1 protein-coding gene is annotated in these 289 nt (G+C 50.2%); it reads right to left on the bottom strand.

The window, feature by feature from the left end:
• A partial coding sequence (locus FC47_RS10305) for an NAD(P)-dependent oxidoreductase (protein ID WP_268888872.1) occupies positions 1-289 on the bottom strand: 289 nt, incomplete at both ends.

The raw sequence follows: 289 nt of genomic DNA, 5'->3' as shown, positions 1-289 counted from the left end.
TTAGGTTTTCGACCTTGCGCAATCAGCCGCAAATCCTCATCAATCATGGCATAGCCGCGATAAAAGCTGGCCGCGGTAATCCCGCCAATATGCGGACTGAGTAACAACCGCCGCGTGATTCCAGATGATTGATTCAACAACGGATGATTTTTTAAAACTGGCTCATGATCCAGCGTGTCAAGGCCAGCCATCGCCAAACGTCCTGATTTAAGTACTTCAATCAACGCTGCATCATCAACCAGTTCGCCACGGGCCGTATTGACCAGGTAGCTGCCTGGCTGCATTTTGG

Origin of the sequence: Limosilactobacillus mucosae DSM 13345 (genome assembly GCF_001436025.1) — a bacterium.
Classification (GTDB): Bacteria; Bacillota; Bacilli; order Lactobacillales; family Lactobacillaceae; genus Limosilactobacillus; species Limosilactobacillus mucosae.
This window is presented reverse-complemented; position numbering and strand designations above follow the sequence as displayed.